This is a genomic window from Lentzea sp. NPDC092896, from assembly GCF_044754905.1.
Taxonomy (GTDB): Bacteria; Actinomycetota; Actinomycetes; order Mycobacteriales; family Pseudonocardiaceae; genus Lentzea.
This window is the reverse complement of the sequence record NZ_JBIVPX010000004.1, coordinates 482,612-506,512: the sequence shown is the minus strand read 5'-3', so window position 1 is coordinate 506,512 and position 23,901 is coordinate 482,612. Positions and strand designations below refer to the sequence as shown.

The following is a 23,901-nucleotide window of genomic DNA, read 5'->3' as shown; positions in this document are numbered from 1 at the left end:
CCTAACTCTTGGGCGCGGCGGGCGCGAACCAGCCGAGCCAGCCCAGCGTCACGCCGACCACGACGAAGATGCCGATGACCAGCACGGGCTTCAGCCTGGCCTTGGTCAGCAACAGGTACGCCGCGGCGGTGACGAGCACGGGCAGCAGGTGGGGCAGCAGTTCGTCGAGCCGGTCCTGGATCGGCACGGTCTGGGTGACCTGTTCGCCGTCGACCGTCGTGGTCTGCCGGTACGTCAGCGTGGTGACGACCTTGACGATCAACGGGATGAACCCGCCGAGCACGACGAACCCGAGCACGGTCGCGCCCCGGGAGAGGCGGTCCAGCGTGCCGACGGCGAAGCGGGCGACCAGCCGCTTGCCCTCGCGGTAGGCGAGGCGGAACTGCCAGCGGCGCACCAGCGCGTACGGGACCAGCACCATGACCATCGCGAACGCCGGGCCGAGCCAGTTGCCCTGCAGGGCGAGCGAGGCGCCGATGGTGAAGACGATGCTGTTGTAGAGCGCGAAGACGAGGGTGTCACCGATACCGGCCAGCGGCCCCATCAACGCGACCTTCGTGCTCTCCGCGGACTCCGGCGAGCGCGCCTCCTCCATCGCGATCGCCGAGCCGAGGATCAACGGCCCGCCCACCAGCACCGAGGTGTTGAAGAACTGCATGTGCCGCTGCAGCCCCAGCGCGTAGTCGTGCGCGTCCGGGTAAAGCCTGCGCAGCACGGGTTCCATGGCGTACGCGAACCCGAGCCCCTGCATCCGCTCGTAGTTCCACGAAACCTGACTGGACCAGAAGTACCGCCGGTACGCCTTCTTGAGGTCCTGTTCCGTGAGCCGACGGTCCACATCGGACTCTTCAGCCGGTTCGGCGGGCACCGGCACCTGCTCACCGCGGCCGACGACCAGGAACGCGATCGCGACGCCCAGCAACGCGATGCCCAGCAACGGCACCTTCATATAAGCGAACGCCACGAACCCGATGAGCAACAGGTACCAGTACTTCGACAGCTGCATCATCGACAGCAGCAACGCGAAGCCCACCGCGGGCAGCAACGACCCGGCGAGCGTCATTCCGTTCACGAAGCCGGCGGGAATCCCCTTGGTGAGGTCCTCGACCACTCCACTGGACGCCGTCAGCGCGGCCAGGAACGTCGGAATCGCCCGGACTCCGCACCAGGGCACCAGGCCGAGCCAGTGAATCCTGGCCAGTCCGCGCGCGTCCCCCGCGGCCGCGTAGCCGTCGGCGCGGTGCACCATGCCCGTCGTGATCATCTTGCCGACCGGGTCCAAAGTGGACAGCAGCACGGCCGCGGGCAGCGCCACCGCGATGCCGACCGCCACCTGCGCGCTCAGCGGACCCGCCGCGCTCCCCGCGAGCGCGGTGCCGACGATGGCCCCGGTCTGGTAGTCCGGAATCGTCGCGCCGCCGTACTGGTAGACCCCCAGAGCCACCAGTTCCAGCGTCGCACCGATCGCCATGCCGAGCAGCGGGTCACCGGTGATGAGACCGGCCACCGACCCCGCCACCAGCGGGCGCCCCGCGAAGATGAGGAAGGGCCCGAGCACGTCGTAGGTGCAGATGACGGCCCACAGCGTCAAAGCCAGTGCCACGAGCATCGGCTTCTACAGCCCCTTCTTGTCCAGCAACGCGGTGAAGTCGGCGGCCTTGTCCCGTGGCATCAACTGCGCGACAACGGGAATCCCCTCGGCGGCGAGCCGGCGGTAGCCCTCCGCGTCCCGCGCGGTCACCGCGATCGACCTCGTCACCATCGTGTACTGCTCGCCGGGGCGGGGTGCGACGTTCCCGACGTTCACCACCCCTGGCCGCACCCCGCCCTCGACGAGCCGGAACGCGTCGGCCGGATGCTTCGCTATCAGCATCACGTCCTCTCCCCAGACGCGTTCCACCACCTCGGCGACCGTGAGCACTTCGGTGGGCAGCCCCCTCGCTGCCTGCGGGAGCAACATCCGCTGCAGTTCGTCACCGGCGACCTCGTCGTTGCACACGACCAGCTTCCGTACGCGTAACCCCCCGGTCCACGCGACGGTCACCTGGCCGTGGATCAACCGGTTGTCGACCCGCAGATGCACTCCCGCCATGCCCACTCCCCCTGGTCAGCCGACGTGACCCCGATACTGGTGCAAACCAGTATCGGCTGTCAACGGGCAGCACCGAACCGGCCCAACAGGCCTTCGGTTCCACAGTGGATATTCAGAGGCCGCCAGAATGCGGGGGTCCGGGGGCGCAGCGCCCCGGCTGGGGTCTGGGGGCTCGGCCCCCAGAAAACACCACGGGCGAGGTTAGGTTCGCGCTTTTCGCGAACCTAACCTCGCCCGAAGTCCGTGCCCCCGGTGCGACTCGAACGCACACTGGACGGATTTTGAGTCCGCTGCCTCTGCCGATTGGGCTACGGGGGCGTAGCTGGGGTGAACTGTAGCGGATCACCCCAACGAGTTTCTTCCAGGGGACCCTACGACTTAACGAGTCGGCCGATCGCCGCCGACGCCTCCGCGAGCTTCTGCTCGGCCACCGGACCACCTTCCGCGGCGGCCTGGGCCACACAATGCTTCAGGTGCTCGTCGAGCAACCCCAGCGACACCGCCTGCAGGGCCTTCGTGGCCGCGGAGATCTGGGTGAGGACGTCGATGCAGTATTCGTCGTTCTCGACCATGCGCTGGAGACCACGGATCTGTCCCTCGATGCGGCGCAGTCGCTTGAGGTATGCGTCCTTGTCCGCGGTGTACCCGTGCATCGGCTCCTGACCTTCCCTACCCCTGGCGGGTATGTCGAGGATACCTGCACCGGATGGGGTGCGTTATGTGCAACGCTGCTCCGTCGGCTGGAATGGGGAAGCGTCCGGCAAGCCCAGCAACGCCCCGAAGTGAGACGAGTAGCACCACATTTTGGACCCATAACACCCGTGTGGTTTACCGGGTAAATGCCCCGACCGGGCGGTTGCGGTCACATTTTAGCGGCGAAAGGTTCGCCGTTTTTCCTCGTGTGGACTATGGTGTTGTCGAAGCACGTGGTTACGTCGAGGATCCGCGTGCTATGTGAGTACCCAACGGAGGAACAGTGGCACAGCAGACCGTCGTCCAACTCATCGACGACCTCGACGGCGGAGAAGCCGACGAGACCGTGACCTTCGCACTTGACGGTGTCGAGTACGCCATCGACCTGTCGAAGGGAAATGCGGAGCGGCTTCGCGAGTCGCTGGCGGACTTCGTCGGCAAGGCCCGTCGTGCGGGTGGCCGCAAGCAGCGCAAGGGCACCGGCAAGTCCACGGTCAAGGCCACCGACAAGGCTGAGGCGCAGCGCATTCGTGACTGGGCCCGCGCGCAGGGGCACCAGATCTCGGACCGCGGTCGTATTCCGCAGAACCTGGTCGTGCAGTTCCAGGAAGCGCACGCCTCCTGACCTGGGCGAACAAGCGAGGTTTCCACACGTCGGCCGGCTGGCCGGCCGACGTGTTAACCCCAAAGATCTAACACATCCCGGTTCGTTCACACTATCCCCGGAACGCGGGATCAACGACCTGGAAAGTGCGCCCCGAACAGGCGCGACACCGCGGCGGCCTTGACCGCTGTCTCCTCGAATTCCTCGTCAGGGTCGGACAGTGAGATGACCGCTCCACCGACTCCGAAACTCACCTGGTCCCCGTTCGTGACCAGCGTTCGGATGACGATGCTGAAGTCGGCGGCTCCGTTGAGCGAGAAGTAACCGAGCGCTCCCGAGTACACCCCACGTGGACCGGCTTCCAACCCATCAAGGATCTGCATGGTCCGGATCTTCGGCGCACCGGTCATGGAACCACCGGGAAACGCGGCTCGAACACATCGGACGGCAGAACTGTCCGGCCGAAGCCTGGCCCGCACGGTGCTCACCAATTGGTGTACGGTCGCATAGGTCTCGACGTCGAACAACCGCGTCACCTCGACCGAACCCACTTCCGCGCACGTGCCGAGATCGTTGCGGACGAGGTCCACGATCATCAGGTTCTCCGCGCGGTCCTTGACCGATCGCGCCAACGTTGTGCGCAACATCTCGTCGTCCGCGGCATCAACACCTCGCGGCCGCGTCCCCTTGATCGGCGATGACTCCACGACGCGATCTCGGCCCACCCGCATAAATCGTTCGGGTGACGTGCTGAGCACGGAGAGGTCACCGAAACGCAGCAACGCCCCGAACGGAACGGGATTAGCGGCACGAAGCAGCCGATATGTGTCCCACGGGTCGAGCGTCGCACGCCACGACATCATGTTCGTCAGGCACGCCTCGTAGGTCTCCCCCGCCGTGATCGCTTCCTGGCACGCGCTGATCAGCTTCAGGTAGTGCGCGCGCGGATGGCGCAACGTCACCTCGGACACGACCGGCCGGGAAGGCTCCGGCAATGGCCTGAGCTGTCGCAGAACCGCCGAAACCTCCTCGAACCAGGTGTCATCGGTCAGCGAGAGCAAATAGACGCAATCATCAACGTGGTCGATGACCACGGCACGGTCCGCGAAGACGAACGACGCGTCAGGCTGCTCCGCGCGGTGCGTGAAGTCGCCGCCGCACTCCGCCTTCAGTTCGTAGCCGAGATAACCCACCCACCCGAGGGCGAAGTCGAACGGCACGTCCGGCTGCTCGACGCCCCACGCCGCCAGGTCGTCGTCCAGCCAGGAAAAGAAAGAAGGACAGGGCCGCGGCACTCCGTCGAGGGTGAGCACCTGGTCCTGCACGGAGTACCGCGCGACGCGGGCGAGGGGCCCGGAGGCGTCCCCCATGAACGAGAACCGCCCGCCTGACCCGCTGTCCAGCCAGAACGCGGCCTCAGAAGCCCCGTGCAGCGCCGCGAACACCTCTTCCGCGTCCACGGCCACACCCAGCTCGCGGACGTGCACAGGGCGCTTCTGAGGCGTTGAGCGAACCAGCGCCGGTTCCGGCACCGCGGCCGTCCGGGTCGGGGTCAGCGCGGCGAAGTTCGCGAGCATCTCGCGGCCGAATTCGGTGCAGATCGATTCGGGATGGAACTGCACACCCCACGCGGGTCTGTCGAGTGCGCGCACGCCCATGAGCACGGAGTCGTCGCTCCACGCGATGGCTTCCAAAGAAGAAGGCAGATCCGTGACCGCCAGCGAGTGGTAGCGCACGACGTCGAACGGCGAGGGCAGCCCCGCGAACACGTCGACACCCTTGTGCGTGACCGGCGAAACGATCCCATGGCGCGGCACGGGCGCAGGTCCCACGACGGCGCCGTACGACTGACACAGGCCCTGATGGCCCAGACACACGCCCAGCAACGGAATGGTGGCGTGGTCGATCACCGCGCGGCAGATGCCGAAGTCGGCGGGATTGCCCGGCCGGCCGGGCCCGGGGGAGATCACCACGTTGTCGAACGACCGCAGCGAGGCAAGCCGGAAGCGCGGGTCGTCGTTGTGGACGACCACGGGCTCGGCGCCGTTCACCTCAGCGAGGTGCTGAAAGAGGTTGAACGTGAACGAGTCGTAGTTGTCGATGAGCAGGGTACGCATTCCAGGACGGCACTCTACCTGGCAAAACACCCGATCGGAGCAGCGAGAGAGGGCGGCCACAAATCGTGACCGCCCTCCGGACTCGAACGCGAACTCAGCTACCGAGCAGGAACTTCGGATCCGCCGTGAGCGCCGCCAGTTCCGGCGCGAAGAACGGCTGCCTGTCCAGCTTCGGATAACCGCTGTACGAGTACTCCTCCTCCTGCGTGATCGTCACCGTCCAGCCGTTGGCCGCCCGGTAGGACGCGGTCGTCGCATTGCCCTGGGCGGGGTTCACGGGAGAGGTGACCCCGACCTGGTTCCCTGCGACTTCGTAGATCTTGCAGCCGGAACCCGCACCGTCGGGGACACCGTTGACCGCACACGGATCCGCGGCGTTCTTCGGATTCGGCGTTGTCACGGTCACGGTCAGCCGGCCGACCTTGTCGTCCTTGCGCACCGGCACGTACGCCGTGTACTCCCAGATCTCCGGCGACTCACCCTTGTTGCTCGTGACCTGCGCCTGGGCGCGAAGCATGCCGCCGTACATGGCCGGATCCTTGTACTTCAGATCCGGTGCCTCGTACCCGGCCGGCACGGACGCCCTGGCCAGGTTCAGCAACTGCGTGCCGCGATCCGCCTGCGGCCCGCTGGTGGCCGTCCGGTCGGACTGCCCGACCGGCCACTGCTCACCCCACTGCGACCCCGTCGCGGCGGGGTTCGAACTGCTGCTCTGCCCCGCGCCGATCAGGGAGTCCTTCGTGCCCTGCGGATTCAGCGCGAACGCCGACCCGAGCCCGACACCGACCACGAGCACGGCGACCGCGGCCCCGGTGATGGACGCCCGCCGCTTGGAACGGGCCTTGTGCGCCCTGTCGAGCGCGATGCCCGGATCCATCGACGGCGGCGGGCTGCTCGCCACCACCACATCCTGGAAAGCTCGCTTGAGGTCCTGTTCGTTCATCGAACCCTCTCCTGCTGTGCGAGCAGACCGCGCAGCGTCTGCAGCCCCCGCGCGGCCTGACTCTTTACGGTTCCTTCCGAACACTTGAGAACCGTGGCCGTCTGTTCGACGGACATGTCCTCCCAGTACCGCAGGACGAGGCACGCACGCTGCTTCGGAGGCACCTTCGCCAGCGCCTCCAGCAGCACCATCCGTTCCTCGGGGTAGACGCCCGGCGGAGCCGCCGAGTCGGTCAGGTCGTCACTCGCCGACTCGAACCGGAACCACCCGCGCCGTCGCTCGGACAGGAACGTCCGCACCAGGATCTGCCTGGTGTAGGCGTCCAGCGCCTCGTGCCGCTCGATCCGCCGCCAAGCCAGGTACAGCTTGGTGAAGGCCTGCTGAACGAGGTCTTCCGCGCGATGCCAATCGCCGCACAGCAGGTACGCCGTGCCGCGCATGACGTCGGAACGGGCCGCGAAGTACTCCTGGAACGCGGCGTCCCGATCACTCATCAGGTTTCCCCCTAATCTGCGGTGCCGGGTTAGTCACGCCACGTGGGGCCTGGCGGGTTGCACGAAGTTCTGGAAACGCATACTGATGTCGTGATTTTCCTTTTGCTCCTCGGTGTCCCGACAGCACTGGGCCATTTGTACCTGTGGCGGCGGCTGGTCGTGGACACGACGCTCCCCCGCACGCTCGGGCGCCGCATCGGCACCGTGGCGATCATCGGCGCGTTCGTGATGCTGATGAGCGCGCTGGTCGTCACGCGCAGGGTGCCGCCGGAGTACGGGAAGTTCTTCGCCTGGCCGGGGTTCGTGTGGCTGGCCCTGCTGTTCTACCTGGCGATCGCGCTCGGCATCGCGGAGATCCCGCGCCGGATCCTGCTGAAGCGGGCCGCGCTCACGCCGGTGGCCGCCGGCGCCGGTCCCGCCGAACCCGTGGAGATCGTGCCGGACCCGTCGCGGCGGCTGTTCATCGCGCGCTCGGTGGCGATCGGTTCCGGGGTCGCGGCGGGCGGCGTCGTCGGGTACGGCATGACGCAGGCACTGGGCGACCCGCAGCTGCTGAACGTGCCGGTGACGCTGAACAAGCTGCAGTCGTCGTTGTCGGGCTTCCGGATCGCGGTCGTCAGCGACATCCACCTCGGGCCGCTGCTCGGGCGTTCGCACACCGAACGGATCGTGCGGATGATCAACGAGCAGCAGGCCGACATGGTCGCGATCGTCGGCGACCTGGTGGACGGCACCGTCGCCGAGCTGGGCGAGGCCGCGGCACCGTTGCGGGACCTGGTCTCCCGGCACGGCAGCTTCTTCGTGACCGGTAACCACGAGTACTTCTCCGGGCACGAGCAGTGGATCGCGGAGCTGGACAAGCTCGGCGTGAACCCGTTGCGCAACGAGGGTTTGACCGTCGCCGGCGGCATCGAGGTCGTGGGCGTGAACGACGTGACCGGCAAGTCCTACGACGACGGCCCGGACTTCGGCCGCGCTCTCGCGGGACGAAACCGAAACAACCCCGTAGTCCTGTTGTCACACCAGCCCGTGCAGGTCGCGGACGCCTCTTCACACGGCGTAGACCTCCAGTTGTCCGGTCATACACACGGTGGACAGATGGTGCCGTTCAACTTCCTTGTGCCGCTGCAGCAACCCAGCACCGCCGGGTTGTCGAAGGTGGACGACACCTGGCTCTACACCAGTCGTGGCGCGGGTTTCTGGGGTCCGCCGGTGCGCGTGGGCGCGCCCCCGGACATCACGATGATCGAGCTGCGTTCTGCTGGCTAAATCACACTCGGCTGTACTGGATTGCGCGATTGCGGTGTCAAGGCCGTAGAGTGGACGGCCGTGCCCGCGTACGGACCGCGAGGCGGATGAAGGGGGAACCCTGGGGAAATGACCGAGAGCTTCGCCGTCGACCGGCGTTACGAGGCAGAGGCTCGTATTCGGCGTTTCCTGGACCAGGAGAACCCGTCGACACCGTGTCTGGTGATCGACCTCGAGACGATTCGCGCGCGCTACCAGGCGATTCGCGCGGCGCTGCCGTCCATCGACATCTTCTACGCGGTCAAGTCGAACCCGGAGTCCGACGTGGTCGCCACGCTGGTCGCGGAGGGTTCGCACTTCGACGTGGCATCACCCGCGGAGATCGACCTGTGTCTGGCGCGCGGCGCCGCACCGTCGTCGATCTCCTACAGCAACCCCATCAAGAAGGCCGCTGACATCGCGTACGCCCACTCTCGTGGCGTGCGGATGTTCGTGTCGGACAGCGAGCAGGACGTGCGGTTCGTCGCCGAGCACGCGCCCGGTTCGTCCGTACTGGTGCGGATTCTTGTCCACAGCAAGGGTTCCACCTACCCGTTCGGCAACAAGTTCGGTTGCGATCCGGAGATGGCGACGGATCTCTTGCGGCTCGCGCACCAGCTGGGACTCGTTCCTCTCGGCATCGCGTTCCACGCGGGCTCGCAGCAACTCTCCGTCGAGGGCTGGGACTCCGGCATCGCCGACGCCGCGCTGATCGCCGCGAAGCTGCGTGCGGAAGGCATCGAGACGTCGACGGTGAACCTGGGCGGCGGGCTTCCGGCCGTGTACCAGGCTTCCACGCCTTCCCTCGACGACTTCGGCGCCGCCATCGAGGCGTCCATCGCCCGCCACTTCGGCGCTTTGCGTCCCAGGGTGATGATCGAGCCCGGCCGCGCGATCTCCGCCGAGGCCGGGATGATCCGTTCGTCGGTCGTGCTGGTGTCGCGGAAGTCCTATTCGGACGAACGCCGCTGGGTGTACCTCGACATCGGCCGCTACCAGGGTCTCGCCGAGACCGAGGGCGAGGCGATCGCCTACGCGTTGCGGACTTCACGCGACGGCGGCCCGGTCGGCCCGATCGTGCTGGCCGGCCCGACGTGCGACGCGGACGACGTCATCTACCAGCACACCCGCTACGACCTGCCGCTCGACCTGAAGGCGGGTGACCACGTGGACATCCTCCACGCGGGCGCCTACACCTCCTCCTACTCGTCCGTGTGCTTCAACGGCTTCCCGCCGTTGGCCACGTACTGCGTCTAAGCCTGTTCGCAATTCACATAGTTTGGAGTGATTGATGTCCGAAGCGCCCTGTCAGACCGAGGAGACCGTCGGTTTGTTCGCGGGACAGCACGTACTTGCAGAGCTCTCGGGTGTGAGCGCGGATCTGCTCGACGACGAGCAGTTCCTGCGGCACGCCCTTGGTGAGGTTCTCACGCAGGCCGACGCAACCGTGCTGGAGGTGATCTCCAAGAAGTTCGATCCTCAAGGAGTCACCGTGCTGGCCCTGCTGTCGGAATCCCATGCGTCGATCCATACCTATCCCGAAGTGGGTTCGGTGTTCGTCGACGTGTTCACCTGCGGTACCCGTGCGAAACCGGCGCTGGCCGTCCAACTACTCGCTGACGCTCTGGGCGCTGCTCATGTGAGCACGGACCTCGTCACTCGTGGCGTCAAGGAGCATGTCGCGTGAACACGATCAACGAGCCGCTCGCCGATGGCATGACCCGCCACTGGCAGGTGGACGAGGTGCTGGTCGACACCAAGACCGACTTCCAGCACCTGGTGATCGCCCGCACGGCGCAGGGTCTGTCGCTGTTCTGCGACAACGACCGCCAGTCGACGGAGTTCAGCCAGCTGACCTACCACGAGGCCCTGATGGTGCCGGCGCTGCTGCTGGCCGACACCGTCGAGCGCGTGCTGGTCATCGGCTCCTCCGAGGGCGTCGTGTGCCAGATGGCCGTGCAGCACGGAGCGACGGTCGTCGACCACATCGACATCGACGAGCAGGCCGTGAAGCTGTGCGCGGAACACCTGCCGTACGGGTACTCGCTCTCGGAGCTGGCCGCCGCGGAGAAGGGTGACGGCCCGATCCGCGTGCAGTACATCGACGGGTTCGAGTACATCCGCACGACGTCGGAGAAGTACGACATCGTGCTGGTGGACCTGCCCGACGAGCGCGAGGAGGAGGCGCAGCACAACCGCCTGTACGGCGCGGACTTCCTGCGCATGTGCAAGGCCCTGCTGCGTCCCGGCGGCGTCGTCGTCAACCAGTCCGGCTGCCAGACGATGTGGCGCAACACCACCCTGATCCGCTCCTGGCAGCGGTTCAACGAGGTGTTCGACACCGTCGCCTACTACGGCTCCGACGAGCACGAGTGGGCGTACCTGTTCGGCCGCGCGGACGTCGTCGAGGACCCGACCGCGCTGATGGTCGAGCGGTTGAAGACGGCCGGGTACCAGCCGGAGTCGATCGACGACCTGGCGTTGCTGGGCAACAGCATTCCGCCCTACCGGGTGCGGCAGTCGCTGGCCTGACCGGTTTCAGGTCGTGGAGAGGGGCGCTTCCCGTTGCGGGAGGCGCCCCTTTCGCTGTTTCTGGAGCGCTTTCGCCGCGCAGACCGTCGCCGCCAGCCAGATGACCGGACCCGCGATGCCGCCGAGCAGATCCACGTGGCCCGGCAGGACGAGGTAGCCGACGAACGCCGCGTCGATCACGCCGAGGACGACGGTGTTGAGCCAGAAGCCGGCCGGGCTGTTCGTGCGGGTGAGCGTCAGGGCGACGTAGATCGCCTGGAAGCCCAGGACTGTCACCGCGATGAAGTAGAGCAGGCTTTCCGCCGCTGTTTCGCCTGTCGGCGCGCCGTTCGCGAGGTCGCTGACGACCATCGAGGCGCCCAGGCCCGCGTGCAGCAGGCCCCAGAGCACGTACAAGCCGACGGCGAGATGCTTTGTTCTGTCCCCCATGGCGTTCAAGCGTGCCGGGGAACCACACCCCGGTCACTGGGGCCAGCACCGCGGCGGGTGCTGGGGCTGGCCCCAGTGGTCTCTCAGGCGAGTGACTGCTTGAGGAAGTCGACCTGCAGGAGGAGCAGGTTCTCCGCCACCTGTTCCTGCGGGGTCATGTGGGTGACGCCGGAGAGCGGCAGCACGGTGTGCGGGCGGCCGGCGGCCAGCAGGGCGTTGGACAGGCGCAGGGTGTGGGCTGCCACCACGTTGTCGTCCGCCAGGCCGTGGATGATCATCAGCGGGCGGGAGAGCTTGTCCGCGTCGGCGATGAGCGAGTTCGCGTCGTAGATCTCCGGCTTGTCGTCCGGGTGGCCCAGGTAACGCTCGGTGTAGTGGGTGTCGTAGAGGCGCCAGTCGGTCACCGGGGCGCCGGCGATGCCCGCGTGGAAGACGTCCGGGCGGCGCAGGACCGCGAGTGCGCTCAGGTAGCCGCCGTAGGACCAGCCTCGGATCGCCACTCGCGTGAGGTCGAGGTCCGGTTCGATCGCGGCGGCCGCGTGGAGGGCGTCCACCTGGTCTTCGAGGGTGGCGCCGGCGAAGTCGAACGCGATCGCGCGTTCCCAGGCGAGGCCCCGGCCCGGGGTGCCGCGGCCGTCGGCGACGATGACCGCGAAGCCCTGGTCCGCCAGCCACTGCGAGGCCAGGAAGGCGTTCTGGGCCGAGATGACGCGCTGGGCGTGCGGGCCGCCGTACGGGTCCATCAGCACCGGGAGCTTGGTGCCGGGGACGTGGCCGGTGGGCAGCAGCAGGGCGGCGCGGAGGTCGCGTTCGCCGAGGGTCAGCATGCGCGGGGACGCCTTGAGGACCGGGGTGTCCGCCCACGACTCGATCACGTGGTCGCCGACGCGCACCCGTGCGCCGAAAGTGTCCAAAGTGGCCGAAACGAAGACAACCGTGTCACCGCCCCGAACCGCGGAGTGCACACCGTCCTCAGAGGACAGTTGCTCGACGGTCTCGCCGACGGAGTAGACGTGCACCTGCGTCGGGTCGTCCGCCGAGGCGGTGACCAGGATCGAGTCGTCGGCGATGTCGAGCACCCTGCGCACCTGGAGGCCGGAGGTCAGGACGTCGTCGCCCACCCGGAGCGCGTACTCGTCGCCCTCCTCCACGATCCGCACGAGGCGGCCGTCCGGCGTCCAGGCCGGAGCGCCGTCGGTGACCTCGAGCCACGTCGGGTCGGTCTCGACCGCGAGCTCGGTGACGGCACCGGTGTCGGGGGCCAGCGTGTAGATCGTGCGGGTGCGCTGGTCGCGGGTCTGCGTGGTGATCAGCGGGGCGCCGCCGGACGACCAGTGCACGTCGTTGAGGTAGTCGAAGTCGAGCAGGACCGGCACGAAGGTGCTGTCCAGCGACACGACGTGCAGCGACACCGCCGCGTTGGTCGTGCCTGCCGCCGGGTAGGCGATCTCGGTGGCCGCGGTGGCGGGGTTCGCCGGGTCGGCGATGTACCAGCGCTGCACCTCGGCGTTGTTCACGCGCGCGACGATGAGGCGGTCGCCGTTCGGCTCCCACCAGTAGCCGCGGTAGCGCGACATCTCCTCGGCCGCGATGAACTCGGCCAGGCCGAACGTCACGTCTTCGCCGTCCGGCTCGGCGACGGCGTAGTCCTCGCCCGAGGACAGGTCGACCATCCTCAGGGTGCCGTGCGTGACGTACGCCACCCGCCGCCCCGTCGGGTCTACGCGCGGGTCGATGACGCCACCCCGCGTCGGCAGCTCACGGACGGCACCGTCCGTCAGGTCGGCCACGTACAGGCGACCGGACAGCGCGAACGAGGCCACCGAGGCGTCCCGGGAGAGGGCGTAGCCGACGATGCCCGCGCCGGACTCACGCGTGCGCTCGCGGCGTGCCTTCTCCTCCGCGGGCAGGTCCTCCGGATCGGACAGCAGCGTCGCCGGGTCGGCGAGCAGCCGTTCGACGCCGGTGGACGTGTTCAGCTCCCAGAGCCCGTTCGCACGGCTTGTGGCCGTGGCCGGGCGGAGGAAGAAGACACGTGCGCCGTCCGCCGACACCGCGAAGGTCCTCGGTGCGCCGACGGTGAACCGCTGGGTGCGCGCCTGTTGGCGCGGGAAGGAGATGTCGTTGCCCACCCGCCAACATTAACCCGCGCACGCGTACCGCACGGGTGCTGTGACGTGCACTGCCTGGCGCGATACAGACCGGGAGGGGGTTGCGAGCGCCACGGCTCGGCGTGCGCTGCGGGCCGGTGGCACGAGGTTGGCAGTGCGCACGCGACGCTTGGGCTCGGCGGTGTGGCGATGGGCGACGCGAGCGCACAGCGCGGAATGGGTGTTGCGGCGATGACGGTTCCGGGCTGGCTGCGCGAGACGGGAACGGGGCGGGCTGGCAGCGCAGCGCAGCGCAGGGCAGGGTGATGCGGGCTGGAGGCGCCGGGGTGCGAGGTCGGTGGTGCGCACGCGACGCCAGCCTGCCGACGGGTCACGGGATCGCGACACAACCCGAGGCAAGGCACGAACGAGCCGCCGAACCGCGGGCTCCGCAGGCGCAAGCGCGCGACCGCGGAGCCCGCGAGAACGCGCCTAGCTCACCTTGCTCTTGGGAGGCAACGGAACGAAGCCGCTGGTGCGCCGCACGTACTCGGCGTAGCCGGGACGGCGCGACACGATGTCCTTCTCCAGCAACGGTTTGCCGGTGCCCTTGGCCAGGAGCAGCGTCATGATCACCGGGCCGATGATCGTGAGCGCGGCCGGCCACGAGTGCAGTGCGAACAGGTAGAGGCCCCACCACACGACAGCGTCGCCGAAGTAGTTCGGATGCCTTGTGTAGCGCCACAATCCGCGGTCCATCACGGCGCCCTTGTTCGCCGGGTCCGCACGGAACCGGGAGAGCTGCCAGTCACCCACGGCCTCGAAGACGAAGCCGACCAACCACACGCCAGTGCCCAGCCAATCCAGCACTCCGAAAGGGGCCGAAAGATGCTGCGCGGCCTGGATCGGCAGCGAGACGATCCACATCAGCACGGCCTGGGTCAGGTAGACGCGGTACATCCGCAGGCGCGGGTTTCCCTTGGCACGCCTCAAGATGTCCTGGTAGCGCGGGTCCTCGTCCTTGCCCCGGTTGCGCGAGTGGATGTGCACGCCCAGGCGTACGCCCCACACCACGGTGAGGAGGGCGACCACCCACTGCCGAGTCGGTTCGCCCTCCGCGAACAGGAGCGTGATCACCGCGATCACGGCGAAGCCGGGGCCCCACACGGAGTCGATCAGGTCGTAGCGCTTGCGGGAGTCCGCGTACAGGAACAGGCCGCTGAGCAGCAGCAGAACGGCCAGGAAGCTGATCAGGAAGCTCATCGGGCCACCAGCTCACGACGGACGCGCGGCATGCCGCTGCGGCCGTTCTCGCTCCTGCGCACCGCGAGGATCTGGTCCACGCCCATCCTGCCCTCCTCGAACGTCAGCGCGCCGCCCGCGAGGTACAGCCGCCAGACTCGCGCCTGCCCTTCGCCGACCAGCGCGACGACCTCGTCCCACCGCTCTTCGAGAGTCTCCGCCCACGCCCGCACGGTCCAAACGTAGTGCTCACGCAACGCGTGCACATCCCGGATCTCCAGGCCGGCTCCCTCGAGGAAGCCGGTGGTCGCGCTGACCGGGCGCATGTGCATGTCCGGCGCGACGTACGACTCGATGAACGCGCCGCCGCCGGGCGCGTTGTGGCCGCGCGACATCTGCTGCAGCAGCAGGCGTCCCTCCGGCTTGAGCAACCGGTGCAGCGTCGCGGCGTACTCGGGGTAGTTGCTCTCGCCGACGTGCTCGCCCATCTCGATCGTGGAGATCGCGTCGAACGGTTCGCCGGTCACCTCGCGGTAGTCCTGCAACCGCACCTCGACGCGACCGGTCAGTCCCTCGGCCTCGATTCGACCAAGGATGTGCGCGCGTTGCTGGGCGGAGATCGTCACGCCGGTGGCGTGCACGCCGTAGTGCTTCGCGGCGTGGATGATCATCGAGCCCCATCCGCAGCCGACGTCGAGCAGGCGCATGCCCGGCCGCAGGTCGAGCTTGCGGCACACGAGGTCCAGCTTGTTGTGCTGCGCCTGCGCGACCGACTCGTCCTCGGACGTGAAGTACGCGCACGAGTAGGCCATGCTCGGATCGAGCACGAGCTGGTAGAAGTCGTTGCTCAGATCGTAGTGATGCGAAATGGCATCCCGGTCACGGCTCTTCGTGTGCAGCGCGCCCCGCAGCCGTGCCTCCTCCTTCGGCGCATCTGGATTGCGTCCCAGCACTTTCAATTGCAATGCGAGTTTCGCGACCTCCGAGAGACGCGGCCGCCGGGTCACTCCCCGCCGGACGAGTCCCCAGATCTGCGAGAGACCGGTCGCGAGATCACCCTCCACATCGAGCTCCCCGCTCACGTACGCGCGCGCGAGCCCCAGCTCGTTCGGACTCCACACGAGCCTCCGCAACGCGTCGCGGGACCGGATCACGAGCACCGTGCCGTCCTGCGGCCCGGCCACACTTCCGTCCCAGGCTCGAAATCCGATTGGCAACGGCGCACCCAGCACCCGTTCGGCCATTCCCGCCAGCTGACCTGCGACGACCACCCTGCACCTCCTGCATGACCTGACTCCCCCCGACGTTCGAGACAGGACGAGGTTCGGTTCGTTTCTGAACCGAGACGCAACCCCGCCCGTATGGCCTCGATAGAGCGAACGGATGGACGAGGAGGACATGAGTGTGATCCGACGTAACCGCATTGCCATCGGGCTCGCCGCGGGACTGGCAGTTGTGCTGGGTCTGGGTGTCTGGAGCGCCACTGGCAGTGGCACGAACTCCAAGCCGGTGGCACAAACCGAAACCGATCTGGGCGTCCTCGGTGACTACGGCGACGTGGGTCAGCCCCCGGTACTCCAGGAGCCCGCGCAGGCCCCCGAAGCCCCAGTTCAGCAGCAGGCCCCGGAAGTTCCGGCCGCGCAGCCCCCGGCTGCACAGCCCCCCGCAGCAGCCCCCGTCAGCACGTTGAGGCTGGTCGGCAAGAGCGTGGACAAGATGGGTCAGGTCGTCCAGGACGGCGACGGCCGCACCCTTTACCGCTTCGACAAGGACGTCCCGAAGCCGGAAGGCAAGTCCAACTGCAACGACCAGTGCGCCGTGACGTGGCCGCCGCTGTTCGCGGACACGATCCCGCAGCTGGAAGGCGTCGACTCCAAGCTGGTCTCGCTGATCACCCGCGCTGACGGCAAGAAGCAGGTCGCCATCGACGGCTGGGGTCTCTACACGTACTCGAAGGACCCGGCGCCGGGCAAGTGGGCCGGCCAGGGCATCGGCGGCACGTGGTTCGTGATCCAGCCCAACGGCAAGCGCAACGTCGAGTGCCTCCCGCCTGGTGTGACGGCCCCGGCTGCGTAACCCCACAGCATCCCGTTAGGACGGTCCATCTGAGACACACATCACCCTGACACGGTGAAACCCCGGCCCTGGGGAAGGGGCCGGGGTTCCCGTCGTTTCGCTCCAGGGTCACGAAAGCCGAAGGGGCGCCACCGAATCTCCGGTGGCGCCCCTTCGGTTTCTCAACTCAGAGCGTGGAGTACAGCGGGTGCTTCGCCGCCAGCACCTCGACGCGCGCACGCAGTTCGTCGATCGCCGCCCCCGGCTTCAGGGCCTCCGCGATCACGTCGGCGACCTCGGTGAAGTCCACCTCGCCGAACCCGCGGGTGGCCAGCGCCGGCGTACCGATCCGCAGACCGGACGTCACCATCGGCGGACGCGGGTCGTTCGGAACGGCGTTGCGGTTGACCGTGATGCCGATCTGGTGCAGCACGTCCTCGGCCTGCTTGCCGTCGAGCTCGGAGTTGACCAGGTCGACGAGGACCAGGTGCACGTCGGTGCCCCCGGTCAGCACCTTCACGCCGGCGGCGGCGACGTCCGCCTGCGACAGACGCTCGGCCAGGATCCGCGAACCTTCCAGCGTGCGACGCTGACGGTCGGCGAACTCAGGCGAGGCGGCGTGCTTGAACGCCACGGCCTTCGCCGCGATGACGTGCTCCAGCGGACCGCCCTGCTGGCCGGGGAACACCGCCGAGTTGATCTTCTTCGCGATGTCGGCGTCGTTCGACAGGATCACGCCACCACGGGGACCGCCGAGGGTCTTGTGGGTCGTGGTCGTCGTGACGTGCGCGTGCGGCACGGGCGACGGGTGAAGGTCGGCGGCGACGAGGCCGGCGAAGTGCGCCATGTCGACCATCAGGTAGGCCTCGACCGAGTCCGCGATGCGGCGGAACTCGGCGAAGTCCAGCTGGCGCGGGTAGGCGGACCAGCCGGCCACGATCAACTTCGGGCGGTGCTCCTGGGCCAGGCGCTCGACCTCGGCCATGTCGACGCGGCCGTCCGAGTCCGCGACGTGGTACGGCACGACGTTGTAGAGCTTGCCGGAGAAGTTGATGCGCATGCCGTGCGTCAGGTGGCCGCCGTGCGCGAGGTCCAGTCCCAGGATCGTGTCGCCGGGCTGGAGCAGCGCGAACATCGCGGCCGCGTTGGCCTGCGCGCCCGAGTGCGGCTGGACGTTCGCGAAGCCCGCGCCGAAGAGCGACTTGATGCGCTCGATGGCGAGCCGCTCGACGACGTCCACGTGCTCGCAGCCGCCGTAGTAGCGACGGCCGGGGTAGCCCTCGGCGTACTTGTTCGTGAGGACGGAGCCCTGGGCCTGCAACACCGACACGGGCGTGAAGTTCTCCGAGGCGATCATCTCGAGAGTGCCCTGCTGGCGCGCCAACTCGGCCGCAACGGCTTCGGCGACCTCGGGGTCGTACTCCGCGAGGGAAGCGTTGAACTGGTCGGACATCTGGAGAATCTCCCTACTTGGCGCGCTTGTAGAACGGAAGTGCGACGACCTCGACCGGCTGCTTCTTGCCGCGGACGTCGACCAGCAGTGGGGTGCCGGGCTCGGCACTGGCCCGCGACACGTAGGCCATGGCGACGGAGTAGCCGAGGGTCGGGGACAGCGCGCCCGACGTCACCTCGCCCACGACCTCGTCGCCGTTGAGCACCGCGTAACCGTGGCGGGGGGCACGGCGTTCAGGGGTCTTCAGTCCGACCAGGACCGAGTCCACCCCGGACTCGGCGACCTTGGCCAGCGCGTCGCGGCCCACGAAGTCGCCCGGCTTGTCGAGCTTCACGACACGGCCCAGGTTCGCGTTGTACGGCGTCAGCGACGTCGTGAGCTCGTTGCCGTACAAGGGCATTCCGGCTTCGAGGCGCAACGTGTCGCGGCAGCCGAGCCCGCACGGCTTGAGCTCGTGCGCCTCGCCCGCGGACAGCAGCGCGGCCCAGACGGCCGGCGCGTCGGCGGGTGCGACGAAGAGCTCGAAGCCCTCCTCGCCCGTGTAACCCGTGCGCGCGAGCAACGCGTCGACTCCGGCCACGGTGGAAGGGTACGAGGCGTAGTACTTGACCGACGCCAGATCCGTCTCGGTCAGGCCGGACAGGATCTCGACGGACTTCGGGCCCTGGATCGCGATCAACGCGTAGTCGGTCGACTTGTCGGTGACGACCGTGTCGAACCCGGCTGCGCGCTCGACCAGTGCCTCAGCCACGACGGCGGCGTTGGAGGCGTTCGCGACGACCATGAACTCCTGGTCGCCCAGGCGGTACACGATCAGGTCGTCGAGCACGCCGCCGTCGGCCTGGGTGATCATCGTGTAGCGGGCCTTGCCGACGGCCAGCGCGGAGATGTGCCCGACCAGCGCGTAGTCGAGGGCCTCGCCCGCCTGCGGTCCGGTCAGGACGATCTCACCCATGTGCGTGAGGTCGAACAGGCCCGCGGTGGTGCGCACGGCGTGGTGCTCGGCGAGTTCGGACGAGTAGCGCAGCGGCATCCGCCAGCCCGCGAAGTCGGTGAACATCGCGCCGAGCTGCTCGTGCTCGGCGTTCAGAGGCGTGAGGCGGGACATCAGAACGCTCCTCCAGGGTGCGCCGAAGAGCCGGACGCGGCCGGCTGAGGCATCAGAAGAATGACACGATCCATCGGAGACTCCTCACTAGAGCGAGCCTCCCCCTCTGTCATGAGCCTGAGAGCTTCACCACCGAAGTGGCTTGCACCGTGGGCGAGGCTGCCGAGCAGCCTGCTTTCCAGAGTTGCCTTCGTCGCGCGGTACCTGTGCCTGAGAGATTCCGGGGAGGGATTGCTCCTTCGGCGCCCCTGCTGGAGGGGTCTCTTCCGCGCGACATCGACGGCCGTGTTCAGTTGGTAGCCCCAGACGCTAGCAGGCCAAACGTCACAGCGGCACGCCCTGCGCCGTCTTCTCGACCACCTTGCGCTCCGCCCAGAAGGACAGGAACGGGACCGTGCCCGCGAGCAGCACCAGCAGGGTGCCCTTGATCGACCAGCGCAGCTTCAGCGCCAGGTCGACGGAAATCACCAGGTAGATGGCGTAGAGGAAGCCGTGGATCGGGCCGACGACCTTCATCGCGCCACCCATGTCCGCGGCGTACTTGAGCACCATGGCCACGACCAGGAGCAGCAGGAAGACTCCGACCACGTAAGCCATGACCCTGAACCGGGTCAACGCACCCTTCATCTGCCCGCCTTCGCTCAACGACCGTCCCGCGCGTTGAGGTTCGCGAGCATGCGGTTGTAGGCCGCGAGCTCCGCGTCTTCTTCGTCGTCGAACTGCTCGACAGGCGCGGGTTTGACGGCGACAACGGTAGCCATCGGCTCCGGAGCAGGCGCAACCGGATCCTCGTCACGGCGCTGACGTGCCAGCCGACGGAACCGCCACACCATGAACAGGGGGAAGAGGCCGAAGAGCGGCCACTGCAGCACGTACCCGAGGTTCTGGAACGTGCCGCTGGCGGACTCGAAGCGCTGCCACTGCCACCAGGCGAGTCCGCAACAGGCGACCAGCGCCGCCAGACAGGCGAACGCGATCAGCACACGTTGGGGAGTAAGGAGGCCGCGCACGACCTCCACACTACTTGGGAGTCCTTCCGGGGGTCCGGGGACCGCCCCCGGCGAAAACACTCCGAGTCAGCTCCGGCGAGCGCGCTCCGCGAGCATGCGACGCCACTGACTTGGGTGGGTCTCCGGAAGGAGACCGCCCCGTGGGGTGTGAGGGCCTCGGCCCTCAGCGGAAACACGGCGAACGAACGTTGGCGAGCGCGCCCCGCACGAGCGCGCGTGCCCGTTCAACGAATGGATGCAGGGCTGCCGCCTCCGACAGCCCGGTCCACCTACGCCACGCCGTCCCGGCGCTGCCTCTGCAGACGAGCAACGCACCAGGCCGCGGCGGAGCCACGACGAAGGTGCTGGAGAACCGTCATCGGTCCCAGGCGCCTCCCGAGATCGGCAGGAGACAGGCCGGCCGCGCGGTAGTCGAGCGCGCGCTGGTCCAACGGGCTGATGCCCGCGTCCCACCACTGCTCGGCCTCGGCGACGTCGCCCACCAGCTGCCAGTAGCTCGCCGCGGCGGCGAGCAGTGCCTCGGGTGCCTCCGGCGCCCGCTTGCGCATCGCGGCCACGTAGGCCGGATCCGCCGAGTCGACCTTGACCAAGCCACGCGACCCACTCCTGCCTCCCCGCTGCACGGGGATGCCTGGCGCCGAGGGGGGAGCCTCCGCGAGCCACGCGTTCTTGATCCGGTTCACCTCCTGCATCTCTGCGTCATCAGACCGTTCAGCCGCCCACTGCTGCAACAGCTCGTGGACCCCGGAGTCCTCGACCATATGTGCCTCCTCGTCGGTCGGGGATCGGCCATTGCAGCGGAAGGTATTCGGTAGGTCTGACAATCGCCAGACCCTGAATCCCCAGAACACCCGTTACCAGTGCGTGATTGGCCTCATTCCACCCATCCGGCTCAACGCAGACGGCCGAAGATCACCCAACGTCACTAGCTGAGCGGGGTGGCCGTGCCGAAGAGGCTCCTGATGAAGGTGATGATCGACTCCGCGCCCTGACGAAGCCAGCCGAGAACCTGCTGCACCGCCGAGGCGGACTGCTCGGGCTGGGTGATCAGGAGGAACAGCACCAGCGCGACGCCCGCCAGCACTAGCACCTTCTTGAGGTTCACAGGTACCTCTCCGTCCGTGTGGTTCACCGGTCAGGCGGCGGACCGCCCGTGTCACCCGTCATGGTCCCTCATTCACCCTTGCGATGAACAACGACCACGCCCAACTCGTCCCAGGATCTACCTGGGACGCACGCCTGCGTGACGGCCAATGTCACCCGAATGGCGGCTAAAGAGGGGCCTCAACAGCGCCGATGTCCTGGGCACGAGGTGAACACGGACTCCCTCGCATCCCACAGCTTGGAAGAGAGACTGTTGCACCGGGGCTCACCCGGATGCCGAACTCACCCCATCACGCACCGTCACGCCTTCGTGGCGCTATTAATGCGCGTCCGACCATTATCCAATTACTCCAGACCGCCGCAGTTCCATAATTCGGTCGGCCGCCACACCCATGTCGGCAAGCACTTCCCCGGTGTTCGTTCCGGGCGAAACAGGAGCCGTGGGAACCGCCGCGGGAGTGCGGTCGAACCGGGGCGCCGGGGCCGGGTGCGGCGAGCCCGACACGTCCACGAAAGTGTCGCGGGCTGCGTTGTACGGGTGATGCGCCGCCTCGGCAGGAGTCAGCACCGGAGCCAGGCACGCGTCCGTGTCCCGCGCCAGGTCCGCCCACTCGTCCCGCGGCCGGGTCTTCACCGCCGCCGCGATGCGCTCCCGCAGCTCAGGCCAGTTCGCCGGATCGTTGCGCGAGGGCGCGTCCTCCAGGCCCAGCACGCGCACCAGGTCGGCGTAGAACTTCTCCTCCAGCGCGCCCACAGCCACGTACCGCCCGTCGGCGGCCTCGTAGACGTCGTAGAACGGCACTCCACCGTCGAGCATGTTCTCGCCGCGCCCGCCCGACCACATGCCGGCGGACCGCATCCCGTGCAGGAACGTCGTCAGCAACGCCGCCCCGTCGACCATCGCGGTGTCCACGACCTGGCCACGTCCGGAGCGCTCCCGTTCATACAGTGCGGCGAGCACGCCCAGCGCCAGCAGCAACCCTCCGCCGCCGAAGTCGCCCAGGAGGTTGATGGGGAACGACGGCGGCCCTCCTGCTCGTCCCAGCGGCTCCAGCGCACCCGCGACGGCGATGTAGTTGATGTCGTGGCCGGCGCGGTCGGCGAGCGGCCCGTCCTGGCCCCAGCCGGTCATGCGTCCATATACAAGGCGCGGGTTGCGGGCCAGGCACTGCGCGGGGCCGATGCCCAGCCGTTCGGTCACGCCCGGCCGGAAGCCCTCGATCAGCACGTCCGAGCGCTCGACCAGTCCGAGAACGAGCTCGGCACCCTCCGGCTTGCGCGTGTCGACGGCGATCGAGCGCCGGTTGCGGCCGAGGAAGTCGCCGGGGATCGTCTGCACGCTCCCCGGCTTGTGCACCTGGATCACGTCGGCACCGAGGTCGGCCAGCACCATCGCACCGAACGGCGCGGGCGCGAGGCCGGCGAGCTCGATGACGCGAAGTCCGGCGAGAGGCCCGCTCACAGGGACCTCGCGATGATTTCCTTCATGATCTCGTTCGTCCCGCCGTAGATCCGCTGCACGCGGGCGTCGGACCAGGCCCGTGCGATCGGGTACTCGTTCATGTAGCCGTAGCCGCCGAACAGCTGCACGCACTCGTCGACGACCTTGCTCAACCGGTCGCTGGCCCACCACTTCGCCATCGCCGCGGTCGGCACGTCCAGTTCGCCCTTCAGGTGCTTCTCGATGCACTCGTCGATGAAGGCCCTGGTCACGGCCGCCTCGGTGGCGCACTCGGCGAGCTTGAACCGGGTGTTCTGGAACTTGATCAGCTCCTTGCCGAACGCCTTGCGGTCCTTCACGTACTTCAGCGTGACGTCCACGGCGGCCTCGATGCCCGCGATGCAGCAGACGCCGATGATCAGGCGTTCCTGCGGCAACTGGTGCATCAACTGGACGAACCCGAGGCCCTCCTGGTCGCCCAGGAGGTGGGAGACCGGCACTCGGACGTCGTCGAAGAACAGCTCGGCGGTGTCCTGGCCCTTCATGCCGACCTTGTCGAGCACGCGGCCGCGCCGGATGTCGTTCTCCACGACGAGCAGCGAGATGCCCTGCGCGCCCTGGGCCGGGTCGGTCTTGGCGACGACGATGACCAGGTCGGCGTGCACGCCGTTGGTGATGAACGTCTTCGAGCCGTTGATGACGTACTCGTCGCCGTCCCTGATGGCCTTCGTCCGGATGCCCTGCAGGTCGGAGCCAGCACCGGGTTCGGTCATCGCGATCGCGCCGACGTACTCACCGGACGCGAGCTTGGGCAGCCAGCGCTGCTTCTGCTCCTCGGAGCCGTAGGAGTTGAGGTAGTGCGCCACGATGCCGCTGTGCACGCTGTTGCCCCACGAGCTGTCGCCGGCCCGTGCCTGCTCCTCCAGCAACACGGCCTCATGGGCGAACGTGCCGCCACCGCCGCCGTACTCCTCGGGGATGCTGATGCACAGCAGCCCGAGCTCACCGGCCTTGCGCCACAGGTCGCGATCGACCTGCTTCTGCTCGGCGAAGCGTTCCTGGTGCGGCGCGACCTCCTTCTCCATGAACGTGCGGGCGAGCTGGCGCAACTGGTCCAGGTCGCTGTCCATCCACCGCGATCGACGCTCTGCCATGCGGTCCACGAAACCACCGGGCGGTGATCCACGCCATGACCGCCGCGCCTGCA

General features: G+C 67.9%; 24 protein-coding genes, 1 tRNA gene and 2 riboswitches. Of the genes, 6 read left to right on the top strand and 19 right to left on the bottom strand.

The genetic code is table 11. The features are described from left to right. Position 1: 1 nt before the first annotated feature. From ACIQF0_RS23315 to ACIQF0_RS23300, 4 genes are all read right to left on the bottom strand, one after another. Positions 2 to 1,609 carry a PTS system mannose/fructose/sorbose family transporter subunit IID gene (locus tag ACIQF0_RS23315; RefSeq protein ID WP_401032475.1) on the bottom strand — a complete coding sequence of 536 codons (1,608 nt, stop codon included), beginning with the start codon at positions 1,607 to 1,609 and terminating at the stop codon, positions 2 to 4. Positions 1,610 to 1,615: 6 nt separating this feature from the next. Next, positions 1,616 to 2,092: a PTS system mannose/fructose/N-acetylgalactosamine-transporter subunit IIB gene (locus ACIQF0_RS23310; RefSeq protein ID WP_401032473.1), complete on the bottom strand. Its 477-nt coding sequence runs from the start codon at positions 2,090 to 2,092 to the stop codon at positions 1,616 to 1,618. A gap of 244 nt (positions 2,093 to 2,336) precedes the next feature. Beyond that, positions 2,337 to 2,410 (bottom strand) — tRNA-Leu (locus ACIQF0_RS23305). Between the two features lie 53 nt (positions 2,411 to 2,463). After that, positions 2,464 to 2,745, bottom strand: coding sequence for a metal-sensitive transcriptional regulator (locus tag ACIQF0_RS23300; RefSeq protein WP_319977198.1), 282 nt, complete (start codon positions 2,743 to 2,745; stop codon positions 2,464 to 2,466). 323 nt (positions 2,746 to 3,068) lie between these two features. On the opposite strand from ACIQF0_RS23300, the gene ACIQF0_RS23295 reads away from it, so the two are divergent. Further along, positions 3,069 to 3,410, top strand: coding sequence for an Lsr2 family protein (locus ACIQF0_RS23295; RefSeq protein WP_030476951.1), 342 nt, complete (start codon positions 3,069 to 3,071; stop codon positions 3,408 to 3,410). 110 nt (positions 3,411 to 3,520) lie between these two features. On the opposite strand, the gene pabB is transcribed toward ACIQF0_RS23295, so the two are convergent. From pabB to ACIQF0_RS23280, 3 genes are all read right to left on the bottom strand, one after another. Beyond that, positions 3,521 to 5,506 (bottom strand): aminodeoxychorismate synthase component I, encoded by a 1,986-nt coding sequence (gene pabB / locus ACIQF0_RS23290; RefSeq protein WP_401032470.1) that lies wholly within the window; start codon positions 5,504 to 5,506, stop codon positions 3,521 to 3,523. A 94-nt stretch (positions 5,507 to 5,600) separates the two neighbouring features. Continuing rightward, positions 5,601 to 6,449, bottom strand: coding sequence for a hypothetical protein (locus tag ACIQF0_RS23285; RefSeq protein WP_401032468.1), 849 nt, complete (start codon positions 6,447 to 6,449; stop codon positions 5,601 to 5,603). Beyond that, entirely contained in the window at positions 6,446 to 6,943 is a 498-nt protein-coding gene (locus ACIQF0_RS23280) for a SigE family RNA polymerase sigma factor (protein WP_360041374.1), read from the bottom strand. The genes ACIQF0_RS23285 and ACIQF0_RS23280 overlap by 4 nt, the downstream gene beginning before the upstream one ends. 90 nt (positions 6,944 to 7,033) lie before the next feature. On the opposite strand from ACIQF0_RS23280, the gene ACIQF0_RS23275 reads away from it, so the two are divergent. From ACIQF0_RS23275 to ACIQF0_RS23260, 4 genes are all read left to right on the top strand, one after another. After that, positions 7,034 to 8,212 (top strand): metallophosphoesterase, encoded by a 1,179-nt coding sequence (locus tag ACIQF0_RS23275; RefSeq protein ID WP_401032466.1) that lies wholly within the window; start codon positions 7,034 to 7,036, stop codon positions 8,210 to 8,212. Positions 8,213 to 8,320: 108 nt separating this feature from the next. Next, positions 8,321 to 9,487: a type III PLP-dependent enzyme gene (locus ACIQF0_RS23270; protein WP_401032464.1), complete on the top strand. Its 1,167-nt coding sequence runs from the start codon at positions 8,321 to 8,323 to the stop codon at positions 9,485 to 9,487. A gap of 34 nt (positions 9,488 to 9,521) precedes the next feature. Then, positions 9,522 to 9,917 (top strand): adenosylmethionine decarboxylase, encoded by a 396-nt coding sequence (gene speD, locus ACIQF0_RS23265; RefSeq protein ID WP_319977204.1) that lies wholly within the window; start codon positions 9,522 to 9,524, stop codon positions 9,915 to 9,917. A 29-nt stretch (positions 9,918 to 9,946) separates the two neighbouring features. Further along, a complete protein-coding gene (locus tag ACIQF0_RS23260; protein WP_401032821.1) occupies positions 9,947 to 10,762 on the top strand; it encodes a spermidine synthase in 816 nt (271 codons plus the stop codon). A gap of 6 nt (positions 10,763 to 10,768) precedes the next feature. Here ACIQF0_RS23260 and ACIQF0_RS23255 read toward each other — a convergent pair whose 3' ends face one another. From ACIQF0_RS23255 to ACIQF0_RS23240, 4 genes are all read right to left on the bottom strand, one after another. Next, positions 10,769 to 11,191, bottom strand: a complete 423-nt coding sequence (locus ACIQF0_RS23255) for a hypothetical protein (protein ID WP_401032462.1) — start codon at positions 11,189 to 11,191, stop codon at positions 10,769 to 10,771. 83 nt (positions 11,192 to 11,274) lie between these two features. Beyond that, positions 11,275 to 13,323 (bottom strand): prolyl oligopeptidase family serine peptidase, encoded by a 2,049-nt coding sequence (locus ACIQF0_RS23250; RefSeq protein ID WP_401032460.1) that lies wholly within the window; start codon positions 13,321 to 13,323, stop codon positions 11,275 to 11,277. Between the two features lie 450 nt (positions 13,324 to 13,773). Next, the gene (locus ACIQF0_RS23245; RefSeq protein WP_401032458.1) at positions 13,774 to 14,544 is read right to left on the bottom strand and encodes a DUF1295 domain-containing protein; all 771 of its coding nucleotides are present in this window, start codon (positions 14,542 to 14,544) and stop codon (positions 13,774 to 13,776) included. Beyond that, positions 14,541 to 15,767, bottom strand: a complete 1,227-nt coding sequence (locus ACIQF0_RS23240; RefSeq protein ID WP_401032820.1) for a class I SAM-dependent methyltransferase — start codon at positions 15,765 to 15,767, stop codon at positions 14,541 to 14,543. Before ACIQF0_RS23240 ends, ACIQF0_RS23245 begins: the two co-directional genes overlap by 4 nt. Positions 15,768 to 15,921: 154 nt before the next feature. Between ACIQF0_RS23240 and ACIQF0_RS23235 the strand changes: the two genes are divergently transcribed. Beyond that, a complete protein-coding gene (locus tag ACIQF0_RS23235) occupies positions 15,922 to 16,599 on the top strand; it encodes a hypothetical protein (RefSeq protein ID WP_360041393.1) in 678 nt (225 codons plus the stop codon). A 166-nt stretch (positions 16,600 to 16,765) separates the two neighbouring features. On the opposite strand, the gene glyA is transcribed toward ACIQF0_RS23235, so the two are convergent. The 8 genes from glyA to ACIQF0_RS23195 form a co-directional block, all read right to left on the bottom strand. Then, positions 16,766 to 18,031, bottom strand: coding sequence for a serine hydroxymethyltransferase (glyA, locus tag ACIQF0_RS23230; RefSeq protein WP_401032455.1), 1,266 nt, complete (start codon positions 18,029 to 18,031; stop codon positions 16,766 to 16,768). Positions 18,032 to 18,044: 13 nt separating this feature from the next. After that, the gene (gcvT, locus tag ACIQF0_RS23225) at positions 18,045 to 19,139 is read right to left on the bottom strand and encodes a glycine cleavage system aminomethyltransferase GcvT (protein WP_360041399.1); all 1,095 of its coding nucleotides are present in this window, start codon (positions 19,137 to 19,139) and stop codon (positions 18,045 to 18,047) included. A gap of 96 nt (positions 19,140 to 19,235) precedes the next feature. Continuing rightward, positions 19,236 to 19,327: riboswitch (glycine riboswitch) on the bottom strand. Beyond that, positions 19,328 to 19,418, bottom strand: a riboswitch (glycine riboswitch). A 45-nt stretch (positions 19,419 to 19,463) separates the two neighbouring features. Beyond that, the gene (locus ACIQF0_RS23220) at positions 19,464 to 19,766 is read right to left on the bottom strand and encodes a DUF3817 domain-containing protein (RefSeq protein WP_093597120.1); all 303 of its coding nucleotides are present in this window, start codon (positions 19,764 to 19,766) and stop codon (positions 19,464 to 19,466) included. A gap of 14 nt (positions 19,767 to 19,780) precedes the next feature. Next, positions 19,781 to 20,149: a hypothetical protein gene (locus tag ACIQF0_RS23215; RefSeq protein WP_401032453.1), complete on the bottom strand. Its 369-nt coding sequence runs from the start codon at positions 20,147 to 20,149 to the stop codon at positions 19,781 to 19,783. 269 nt (positions 20,150 to 20,418) lie between these two features. Next, a complete protein-coding gene (locus ACIQF0_RS23210) occupies positions 20,419 to 20,910 on the bottom strand; it encodes a transcriptional regulator (RefSeq protein WP_090012227.1) in 492 nt (163 codons plus the stop codon). Positions 20,911 to 21,074: 164 nt separating this feature from the next. Continuing rightward, positions 21,075 to 21,254, bottom strand: coding sequence for a hypothetical protein (locus ACIQF0_RS23205; protein WP_030476968.1), 180 nt, complete (start codon positions 21,252 to 21,254; stop codon positions 21,075 to 21,077). A gap of 336 nt (positions 21,255 to 21,590) precedes the next feature. Next, positions 21,591 to 22,715, bottom strand: a complete 1,125-nt coding sequence (locus ACIQF0_RS23200; RefSeq protein WP_401032450.1) for a CaiB/BaiF CoA transferase family protein — start codon at positions 22,713 to 22,715, stop codon at positions 21,591 to 21,593. Continuing rightward, complete coding sequence (locus ACIQF0_RS23195; RefSeq protein WP_401032449.1) at positions 22,712 to 23,848, bottom strand: acyl-CoA dehydrogenase family protein; 1,137 nt, start codon at positions 23,846 to 23,848, stop codon at positions 22,712 to 22,714. The genes ACIQF0_RS23200 and ACIQF0_RS23195 overlap by 4 nt, the downstream gene beginning before the upstream one ends. Positions 23,849 to 23,901: the final 53 nt, after the last annotated feature.

Excerpts from the sequence above, each read along its gene's own strand:
- ACIQF0_RS23315 (WP_401032475.1), bottom strand. The coding sequence starts at position 1,609 with ATGCTCGTGGCACTGGCTTTGACGCTGTGGGCCGTCATCTGCACCTAC.
- ACIQF0_RS23310 (WP_401032473.1), bottom strand. The coding sequence starts at position 2,092 with ATGGCGGGAGTGCATCTGCGGGTCGACAACCGGTTGATCCACGGCCAG.
- ACIQF0_RS23300 (WP_319977198.1), bottom strand. The coding sequence starts at position 2,745 with ATGCACGGGTACACCGCGGACAAGGACGCATACCTCAAGCGACTGCGC.
- pabB (WP_401032470.1), bottom strand. The coding sequence starts at position 5,506 with ATGCGTACCCTGCTCATCGACAACTACGACTCGTTCACGTTCAACCTC.
- ACIQF0_RS23285 (WP_401032468.1), bottom strand. The coding sequence starts at position 6,449 with ATGAACGAACAGGACCTCAAGCGAGCTTTCCAGGATGTGGTGGTGGCG.
- ACIQF0_RS23280 (WP_360041374.1), bottom strand. The coding sequence starts at position 6,943 with ATGAGTGATCGGGACGCCGCGTTCCAGGAGTACTTCGCGGCCCGTTCC.
- ACIQF0_RS23270 (WP_401032464.1), top strand. The coding sequence starts at position 8,321 with ATGACCGAGAGCTTCGCCGTCGACCGGCGTTACGAGGCAGAGGCTCGT.
- speD (WP_319977204.1), top strand. The coding sequence starts at position 9,522 with ATGTCCGAAGCGCCCTGTCAGACCGAGGAGACCGTCGGTTTGTTCGCG.
- ACIQF0_RS23260 (WP_401032821.1), top strand. The coding sequence starts at position 9,947 with ATGACCCGCCACTGGCAGGTGGACGAGGTGCTGGTCGACACCAAGACC.
- ACIQF0_RS23255 (WP_401032462.1), bottom strand. The coding sequence starts at position 11,191 with ATGGGGGACAGAACAAAGCATCTCGCCGTCGGCTTGTACGTGCTCTGG.
- ACIQF0_RS23245 (WP_401032458.1), bottom strand. The coding sequence starts at position 14,544 with ATGAGCTTCCTGATCAGCTTCCTGGCCGTTCTGCTGCTGCTCAGCGGC.
- ACIQF0_RS23240 (WP_401032820.1), bottom strand. The coding sequence starts at position 15,767 with ATGGCCGAACGGGTGCTGGGTGCGCCGTTGCCAATCGGATTTCGAGCC.
- ACIQF0_RS23235 (WP_360041393.1), top strand. The coding sequence starts at position 15,922 with ATGAGTGTGATCCGACGTAACCGCATTGCCATCGGGCTCGCCGCGGGA.
- glyA (WP_401032455.1), bottom strand. The coding sequence starts at position 18,031 with ATGTCCGACCAGTTCAACGCTTCCCTCGCGGAGTACGACCCCGAGGTC.
- gcvT (WP_360041399.1), bottom strand. The coding sequence starts at position 19,139 with ATGTCCCGCCTCACGCCTCTGAACGCCGAGCACGAGCAGCTCGGCGCG.
- ACIQF0_RS23220 (WP_093597120.1), bottom strand. The coding sequence starts at position 19,766 with ATGAAGGGTGCGTTGACCCGGTTCAGGGTCATGGCTTACGTGGTCGGA.
- ACIQF0_RS23210 (WP_090012227.1), bottom strand. The coding sequence starts at position 20,910 with ATGGTCGAGGACTCCGGGGTCCACGAGCTGTTGCAGCAGTGGGCGGCT.
- ACIQF0_RS23195 (WP_401032449.1), bottom strand. The coding sequence starts at position 23,848 with ATGGCAGAGCGTCGATCGCGGTGGATGGACAGCGACCTGGACCAGTTG.